The following is an 8,743-nucleotide window of genomic DNA, read 5'->3' as shown; positions in this document are numbered from 1 at the left end:
GTGCTCAGCCGCTCCGGCGGAGCCTCCGCCGGCGGCATCACGCACGCGGCGGTCGACGCGACCGACGTCGACGCCCTCGCGGCGGCGGCCCGCGACGCCGAGGTCCTCTACAACTGCGCCTCGCCCGCCTATCACCGCTGGCCCACCGACTGGCCGCCGCTGTGGGCGTCCCTGCTCGACGCAGCAGCCCGGACCGGGGCGGTGCTCGTGACCGCAGGAAACCTCTACGGCTACGCCACCCGCGGCGCCGTGATGACCGAGGACTCGCCGCTCGACGCGACCGACTCCAAGGGTGCCGTCCGCGCGCAGATGTGGCGCGAGGCCGAGGCCCGGCACCGCGCAGGAGACCTGCGGGTGGCCGAGGTGCGCGGGGCCGACTACCTCGGCCCGCTCGCGGACTCCCAGGCGCTCGCCGGGCCGCGGTTCCTCGAGCCCCTCCTGGCCGGCAAGGTCGTGCGGCCGGTCGTCGCCGTCGACCAGCCGCACAGCTGGACCTACCTGCCCGACTTCGCGCGCGCGCTCGTCGCCGCCGGCGCGACCCCCGACGCCTGGGGGCACGGGTGGCACGTGCCGACCGCGGAGCCGTTGACGCTGCGCGAGCTGGGCGCACGGTTCGCCGCGCACGGCCCGGCTCCGCGGATCCGCCCGATGCCGGCTGCGGTGGTGCGCGCGCTGGGACTCGTGTCGCCGCTGCTGCGGGAGGTCGCCGCCGTCTCCGACCACTTCACGCAGCCCTACGTCATGGACACCGCGGCATCGTCACGCGTGCTGGGACTCGTCGCGACACCGTGGGACGTCGCGATCGCCGAGACGCTCGGCCGGACGGCTGTCGGAGGCCGGGCGTAGCGTCCGGTTCATGAAGTTCGGTGTCACCGCCACGTGCGGATCTGCTGCCCAGAACATCGAGATGGCGGTCGCCGCCGAGGAGGCCGGCTGGGACGGCTTCTTCGCGTGGGACGGCATCGCCATCGGCCCGATGGACACGTTCGACCCCTGGACCCTGCTCGGGGCCGCGGCGGTGCGGACCAGCCGCCTCACGCTCGGCGCCATGGTCTTCTCGCTGCCGCGGCGCAAACCGTGGGAGGTGGCCCGGCAGGCGCTCACGATCGACCACCTGTCCGGCGGCCGCCTGGTGCTCCCTGTCGGCCTCGGCGCCATCGACGACGGCGCGTACAGCCGGGTGTCCGGCGAGCACGTCGACGTCAAGGAACGAGCAGCGCTCCTCGACGAGTCCCTCGCGATCCTCGACCTCGCGTGGACCGGCGAGAAGTTCAGCCACGAGGGCACCCACTACCAGCTCACGGACTTCGAGTTCCAGCCTCGGCCGGTGCGCGGGACCATCCCGGTCTGGGTGATCGGCGCGTGGTTCGCCCCACGGTCGATGCGTCGCGCCGCCGGGCGCGACGGGGTGCTGCCGGTCCGGCGGGAGAACTCCTTCGACCCGCTCGGCCCCGACCAGCTCCGCGAGATCAAGGCGTGGGTGACCGAGCAGCGCGGCGGCGACCCGTTCGAGCTGGTGGTCGAGGGCGTGCTGCCGACCGACCCCGCCGAGGCCGCGGACAAGATCGCCGCACTCGAGGACGCCGGCGTCACGTGGTGGATCGACTCCAGCTGGGACTTCGACACGGTCACCCCGGACGGCCTGCTCGAGCGCATCCGACGAGGCCCCGTGTGACGGTGACCGTCGCGGACTGCGAGCGGGTCCAGCTCAGCTGGTTCCAGCTGCGCGCCGAGGTGCTCGGCGGCGACACGTGGGAGGACGACGGGCTGGTCTGGGCGAACGGCGACCTCATGTTTCCCCAGGTCATCGACCCGGCGGCACTGGCACGCGGCGTGGAACGTGCGCGGGCCAACGGAGCCGCAACCGTCGGCGCGTGGCTCGGGCTGGACGTCGACCCTGCGCCACTGGCCGCCGCCGGGTTCGAGCGCGGCTGGGAACCGTGGTGGATGGCCGGGCCGGTGGATCTCGGAGGCATCCTGGCGGACGCGCGCGTCGAGCTGCAGGCCACGACCACCGACTACCGCGGGATGCACGCCGGCTACGCGGCCGAGCTTGCGATGGCGCGGCTCCGTCCCGCTCGGGCCTGGTACGCCGCCGCCTACGACGAGGGCCGGTTCGCGGGCCGCGCGTGGTCGCACCGGGTCGGTGACCTGGCGGGGGTGTTCGACGTCGACGTCTGGCAGCCGTTCCAGCGGCGCGGACTGGGCACCGGACTGATGCAGGCCGTGTGCTCCGCAGCGGCCGGCGCCGGGGCGCGGACGGTGGTGCTGAACTCCACGCCGGCAGGGGTCCGGCTCTACGAGAAGTGCGGTCTGGAACGCATCGGGACGGGCATCACGTGGTGGTTGCACCTGCCGATCGGCGCCGGAGGTCCGCTGGGTGCGTCACACTCTCTGTAGAGACGAAGGAGCACCATGCTGACATGCCCGGTCTGTACGTCCGGAGAGCTCGAACTCGTCGAACGGTTGGCGGACGATCGCCGCATCATTCGATGCACCGCGTGCGCGCACCAGTGGACCCGTGGGGAGTCGAAGGCGCAGGCCGCCCTCCCGGCCTCGTCGGCCGACCTGCAGGCGCGGTTCCCGGATCGTTCCGCGGTCGACCCCGCCCGGCTGGAGCAGGTGGCTGCGCTCGCCGCGGCGACCGCACCGACCGAGCCCGGCTTCGACTGGTCGCACTACCAGCAGGTGTTCAGCCGGGACGAGGTCGCCGACTGCGACCCCCGCGACCTCCTGTCGTTCGTCAACGAGACCCCCGGCGCCACCAACGCGACCACCGCGTCGTTCAACCGGGCGTGGAAGTCGATGGGCGAGCGTGAGGCGTCGGCCCGCACGCGCAACACCATCCGCTACCTGCTCTACGGGCCCGCGACGGTYCCGCTGCCCGACCGGCTCACGCGCCTGATCCTGGGCCAGGGCGGTCTGGGGATGACGGGCTTCAAGGAGCCTGCGCTGACCCGCGTCCTCGTCGCCACGTCGCCGGACGCGTACCTGCCGATCTCGACGTACGGCGGCGCGCGCGGCGGCAAGAAGGAGATCGCCCAGCGCGTCTACGGGCTGACTCTTCCCGAGGTGGCCAAGGAGCAGTTCACCCTCGGGCGGCTGATCCTGTGGAGCAACGACCTGCTGGTGGACCTGGTCGAGGACGAGTTCGACGACCTCACCCAGGCGGCCGCGTTCCTCACCAGCGTGAAGGTGCCTGTCCCCGCCTGATCACTCGTCGTGTGGCCGCGCCAGCTCCTCGCGCAGCGTGGCGACGACGTCCGGTCCCAGCTCGAACCCCTGCGAGCTGCCCGGGTTGATCACGATGCCCACGTCCGCGGGCATCCGCAGCAGCACCTCGCGCACCGGCATCGTCACGGCCTCACCGCCGAGGCGGCCTTCGTCGTGGAACCGCTGCACCGACGAGAAGGCCACCAGGTGGTGCGCTCCGTCGCGGTGCACGATCGCGGGGATGAACCCCTCGAGGTGCTCGCCGACCGGTCCGCCGCTCGGCACGGCCAGCTGCTCGTAGGCGAACCGCGTGAGCAGCTTGGCGCCGTCGATCGTGCCGGGCGCCGCGGTGCGCAGCGCCTGGTCGAAGTCCTTCATCGTGGTGCTCCCTCGTCGTTGCGGGCGAGGGTCACGCTACCTGCGGATCAGAGCGTCGCGAGCCGGAACAGGCTCGGCGTGACGACCTCGAGCCGCAGGACGTCGAAGCCGGTGTGGTGCCGACGCCCGACGACGTGCCGCGACCACGCGAGCTCCCGGCACAGCTCCGGCGTCGACCACACCTGCCCGTTCGGCCAGCCCGGCGTGTCGAGCCGGACCCCCATCACCTCGCCCATCACCAGCACCCAGCGGGTGTCCGGTCCGTCCGACGCCTCCCCGATCGGGTGCGCCACCGCCCACACGGTGGTGCCGACTTCCGGCTGGTGGTCGTCGGTCGCGGAGTAGAGGCGGGGCACGTCCAGCGCGATGGCCATGGCACCCAGTGCACTCCGGCGACGTGGCCGCCAGGTGGCGTCTCGTCGACGGTTCGGCGACGACTCACTCCGCGGGCGGCGGCCCGCCGTGCGCGTCGACCTTGCGCGGAAGCACGAACACCAGCGCGAAGGCGACGACGGCCAGTGCGGCGCTCACCGCCATGGCGTGCGCGGCGCTGTCGGTGAACGCCTGCGCGATCTGCGCGGGGTCGTTGCTGGTGATGACGAGGGTGCCGAACAGGACGCTGCCGATGACGGCGATGCCGATGGCCGACCCGACGCGCTGCATCACCCCGATCACCCCGCTGGCTGCACCCGCCTCCGAGCGGTCCACGGTCGCGACGATGAACTGCGCGTTCGGAGCGATGAACAGCCCGCTGCCGATGCCGCCGATGAGCAGGGGGACCAGGAGCTGCCAGTGCGTGAGGTCGGCGGCGGGCACCTGGCGGAACACCAGCCACACCCAGACCAGGCCGACCGCGACCATTGCGGTGCCGACGACGAGCACGGTGCGGCCCAGCCGCTGCGAGAGACGGTTGCTCTGCGACGCCCCGATGATCGACCCGATCGCGAACGGCACCGCCACAAGCCCGGACTCCAGCGCGGTGTGCCCGAGCCCCGCCTGCCAGAGCAGCGAGATGGTGAAGAAGATGGACGTGAACGCGGCGAAGTAGACGAGCGCGAGGATCGTCCCGCCCGTGAACGCCGGGTGCGAGAACAGGTGCGGCGGCACCATCGGGTTGTCGTCCTCGATGTGCTTCTCCCAGAACGCGAACGCCACGATCAGGAGCACGCCCACCGCCAGCGTGACGAACGTCCACGCCGGCCAGCCCTTGTCCTGTCCCTCGATCAGCGGCACCAGCAGCGCGATCAGCCCCGCGGTCACGAGCGCCAGGCCGACGAAGTCGTACCCGGGCTTCTGCTTGCCCTCCGCGCCCGCCGGCAGGATCTTCGCCGCGGCGACCAGGGCGAGGACACCGATCGGCAGGTTGACCCAGAAGACGAGCCGCCAGCCGTTCTCGTCGCCGAACGCCTCGATGATCAGCCCACCGAGGATCGGCCCCAGTGCCGTCGACACCCCGATGACCGAGCCCATGATCGCGAACGCCTTGCCGCGCACCTGCGGGGGGAACAGCAGCTGGATCATCGCCGTCACACCCGGCACGAAGATGCCCCCGGCGAGCCCCTGCACCGCCCGCGCGACGATCAGCTGGAGGCTGTCCTGCGCCAACCCGCAGAACGCGCTCGCRACCGTGAAAAGCAGCAGGCCGGTGAAGAACACCCACTTGTGGCCGACCCGGTCACCGATCCGCCCCGCCGGGATCAGCGCGATGCCGAACGCGAGGGCGTAGCCGCTGATGATCCAGCTGAGCGTGGCCTCGGACGCGTCGAGGCTGAGCCTGATCGTCGGGAGCGCGACGTTGACGATCGTGGTGTCCAGCAGGGCCATGAACATGCCGGCCATGAGGACGATGAGCGCGTTCCACGCGGAGCGCGGGACGGCGGGGGGCTGGCGGACAGCCGTGGCCTCGGTCATGAAGGGACCCTTCGGGCTGTTGGGCTGTGGAGTGCGAATGCGTTGCTGATCATCGCAGCGAGAGGCGGCCGCCGCCCTCCAGAGCCCCCGAACCGTCGGTGTCGCGGGCCACTCACAACCAACCTTGCGTTTTGCGTTCAGTTACTGCTCAGCTGATCCGGTGGACACTGCCGTCGAGAGCGCCCTCCGTATGCGGATCTTCGATTGGGTGCGTGAGCGCGCAGACGCCAATGGTGGGTTTCTGCATCGACACGAGCTCTTGGACTTCACGATCGATGGCAGGGAGCTGCCGATCATTGACTTCTCGAGGGGTATCCGCAATCCGCGTGAGTTCTCGTCGACTCTGGCAATCGTGGCCTCTGCCAGCGGCCCGTACGACGACACTGAGAGCCAGACCGATGGCCTCCTGCATTACGCGTATCGGGCAGGTGACCCAGCTGGTGGGGACAACCGGAAGTTGCGTGCTGCCATCTCCACTGGACAACCACTGATCCTCTTTCGCAAGGAGATCGCCAACTACTACACGCCGGTCATGCCGGTCTATGTGGTCGATGACGATCCCGTGAGGCGCTCGTTCACCATCGCCTTGGACGAGGCATTTCGCTTCATGGGATCGACGCGGGACCTTTCAGACCCACAGCGGGCTTACGCGCTGCGACTGGCTCGCCAACGCCTGCACCAACCCGCTTTCCGGACTCGGGTTCTCCTCGCCTACGAGACGACCTGCGCGGTGTGCACACTTCGACACGGCTCTCTCCTTGACGCCGCGCACATCGTGCCGGACACGGAGGCGGGAGGCGTTCCGACGACGTCCAACGGGCTTGCCCTCTGCAAGATCCATCACGCCGCGTACGACCAACAGATGCTCGGCATCTCCCCCGACTACAAGGTGTCGATCGATAGGGACCTGCTCCTGGAGATCGATGGCCCGATGCTCCGACACGGTCTGCAGGACATGCATGGCCGCAGCCTGACCATCCCGAAGAAGGCCAAGGATCAGCCCGATCGCACCCTGCTCGCGTGGCGATGGGAACGGTTCGAGGCTCACGCTGCGCCCGCGACCTCTGGCTGAGTTCGATCCCGAAACCCCCCCGCAACACTCCGCACGTACCGTCCCCAGAACCAGGGCATGGACGCAGGCGTCTCCCGCACGCGACCCTGTCCCCACCCGGACGAGCGCAAGGAGCGGCGGATGTTCGAACGCGTCGACCCCTTCATCGGCACGGAAGCCACGAGCCTGCCCGACCAGCACGGCCTCGCAACGACGTGGTGGTGGCCCAAGCCGCAGGTCGGCAACACCCACCCGGGTGCCACGTACCCGCTCGGCATGGTCAGTGCCTGCGCGTACAGCGGCGCGTACCCGACGGGCTACGGCCGCTACGACCTCGGCACCGAGGGCCTCCCCACGGAGATGCACGAGCGCCAGGTGGCCAGCGGGTTCACGCACTTCCAGCAGTCCGGCACGGGCGCGATTCGCAAGTACTACAACTACTTCCGCGTCACCCCGATGCTGCAGCCCCTGGACGGCCTCGGTGACCTGTGGGAGATCGTGGACGAGGCTGCGGAGCCGGGCTACTACGCGGCCACGCTCGAGTCGGGCATCCGCGCGGAGATCACCGTCGGCCCCAAGTCGGCGGTCCACCGGTACACGTTCCCTGCGCACCGCGACGCGCGCCTGGTGATCGACTTCTCGCTCGGCGGTCTGACCATCCCCTACGGCCGCACGGTGCCGCTGCGGGCGCACCTGCACTCGATCAGCCCGGGGATCGCGCAGGGCGAGATCGTCGTCGAGGGTGCACCGCTGGCCATCCACGTGGAGTGCGACGACCCGCGCTGGCGGCAGATGCTCTGGTACGACCGTCGGCTCATGCCGGGTGGCACGCGGCTGGACTTCGACCGCATCCGGCCGACCACCCTGAGGCCGTTCGGGCTCATGTGGGCCGGGCCGTCCGAGCCCGGTCAGGTGGTGGAGCTGCGGTTCGGGTTCTCGCTGCGAGGCGTCGACCAGGCCCGGGAGAACCTCGAGCGCGAGTGCGGTCCGGGGCCGTCCAGCTTTGCGACGAGGCGCGCGGCGACTGCGGAGAAGTGGCAGGAGAGCCTCGGCAAGATCCGGGTGGACACTCCGTCGAAGGACAAGCAGACGGTCTTCTCGACTGCGCTGTACCACTCGCTGATCAAGCCGTGCCTGGCCCTGGACGAGTCGCCGTTCTGGCCGACCGACGGCCCGTTCGCGTTCGACATCGCGACCATGTGGGACATCTACCGGACGCAGCTCCCCCTGCTGACAACGCTCATGCCGGACAAGGCCGTGGAGCTGGCGAACGCGCTCCTGTACATCTCCGAGGAGGAGGGGAACCTCCCGATCGGGTACCGGATGGCCCGCGGCGCCGACCAGTTCAGCCGGCAGGCGAGCGCGCTGGCGCACACGTTCCTGTCCGACCTGTGCCAGCTGGGCCTGCCCGGGATGGACTGGGACTGGGCGCTGGTGCACATGCACAACGACCTGCGCCGCACGTACGGCGAGGACTTCCTGCTGCGCGGCAAGGTGCACCCGATCAGCCACACGCTCGACCTGGCGTTCGGGTACTGGTGCACCTCGCAGATCGCGGCGCACGTGGGCGACCCGATGCTCGTCGAGCAGTTCACGCCGCTGGCCGCGCGCTGGGTCAACGCGTTCGACGAGGAGACCGGCCTCCTGCAGGACTCCACGTACTACGAGGGCGGGCGCTGGAACTACTCGTTCCGGCTGCTGCACGACATGGCCGCGCGCATCAAGCTCTCTGGAGGCGATGACGCCTTCGTCGCGCAGCTCGACCAGTTCTTCGGCTTCGACGCCCCACCCGTGACGCAGCCGGGGCTGCGGCCGGACCTCGAGGAGATGGCGGCCGGCTACGCGCTCAACCGGTTCGAGGGCCTGAACAACGAGCCCGACATGGAGGCTCCCTGGTCCTACCACTACGCCGGCCGGCCCGACCGGACCGCCGAGGTGGTGCAGGCGATCGTGCAGAACCAGTTCGGCGTCGGCCGCGGCGGGCTGCCGGGCAACGACGACTCCGGCGGGTTGAGCTCGTGGTTCGTGTGGGCGTCGCTGGGGATCTTCCCGGTGGCCGGCCAGAACCTGTTCCTCATCAGCGCGCCCGCGTGGCGGGAGTCGAGCATCGAGGTCGGCGACCGCAACTTCGTCATCGAGACCTCAGGGTTCATCGAACCGACACCCGACGGACCTACGCAGTATGTACAG

9 protein-coding genes are annotated in these 8,743 nt (G+C 70.4%); 6 read left to right on the top strand and 3 right to left on the bottom strand.

The features are described 5' to 3' along the window. The 4 genes from AC1DUQ_RS12240 to AC1DUQ_RS12225 form a co-directional block, all read left to right on the top strand. A partial coding sequence (locus AC1DUQ_RS12240; protein ID WP_477073873.1) for an NAD-dependent epimerase/dehydratase family protein occupies nt 1–846 on the top strand: 846 nt, incomplete at its 5' end. Between the two features lie 10 nt (nt 847–856). Beyond that, the gene (locus AC1DUQ_RS12235; protein WP_477059709.1) at nt 857–1,675 is read left to right on the top strand and encodes an LLM class flavin-dependent oxidoreductase; all 819 of its coding nucleotides are present in this window, start codon (nt 857–859) and stop codon (nt 1,673–1,675) included. Beyond that, nucleotides 1,672–2,400, top strand: coding sequence for a GNAT family N-acetyltransferase (locus AC1DUQ_RS12230; RefSeq protein ID WP_477073872.1), 729 nt, complete (start codon nt 1,672–1,674; stop codon nt 2,398–2,400). Before AC1DUQ_RS12235 ends, AC1DUQ_RS12230 begins: the two co-directional genes overlap by 4 nt. A gap of 15 nt (nt 2,401–2,415) precedes the next feature. Continuing rightward, nucleotides 2,416–3,213 (top strand): hypothetical protein, encoded by a 798-nt coding sequence (locus AC1DUQ_RS12225; protein ID WP_477059707.1) that lies wholly within the window; start codon nt 2,416–2,418, stop codon nt 3,211–3,213. Here AC1DUQ_RS12225 and AC1DUQ_RS12220 read toward each other — a convergent pair whose 3' ends face one another. The 3 genes from AC1DUQ_RS12220 to AC1DUQ_RS12210 form a co-directional block, all read right to left on the bottom strand. Then, on the bottom strand, nt 3,214–3,591 hold the full coding sequence (locus tag AC1DUQ_RS12220) for an SseB family protein (RefSeq protein WP_477059706.1): 378 nt from the start codon (nt 3,589–3,591) through the stop codon (nt 3,214–3,216). It abuts the gene before it with no gap. A 47-nt stretch (nt 3,592–3,638) separates the two neighbouring features. Further along, entirely contained in the window at nt 3,639–3,965 is a 327-nt protein-coding gene (locus tag AC1DUQ_RS12215; RefSeq protein ID WP_477059705.1) for a hypothetical protein, read from the bottom strand. A gap of 64 nt (nt 3,966–4,029) precedes the next feature. Then, entirely contained in the window at nt 4,030–5,502 is a 1,473-nt protein-coding gene (locus AC1DUQ_RS12210) for a DHA2 family efflux MFS transporter permease subunit (RefSeq protein ID WP_477059704.1), read from the bottom strand. Nucleotides 5,503–5,662: 160 nt separating this feature from the next. On the opposite strand from AC1DUQ_RS12210, the gene AC1DUQ_RS12205 reads away from it, so the two are divergent. Both AC1DUQ_RS12205 and AC1DUQ_RS12200 read left to right on the top strand, forming a co-directional pair. Then, entirely contained in the window at nt 5,663–6,574 is a 912-nt protein-coding gene (locus AC1DUQ_RS12205) for an HNH endonuclease (RefSeq protein ID WP_477059703.1), read from the top strand. A gap of 120 nt (nt 6,575–6,694) precedes the next feature. Continuing rightward, on the top strand, nt 6,695–8,743 hold a 2,049-nt coding region (locus tag AC1DUQ_RS12200; protein ID WP_477073871.1), incomplete at its 3' end, for a glycoside hydrolase domain-containing protein.

The sequence above is a fragment of the Cellulomonas sp. P4_B5_2 genome, from assembly GCF_056402235.1.
The sequence above is the reverse complement of the archived record's forward strand: the minus strand, read 5'-3'. Positions and strand labels throughout refer to the sequence as shown.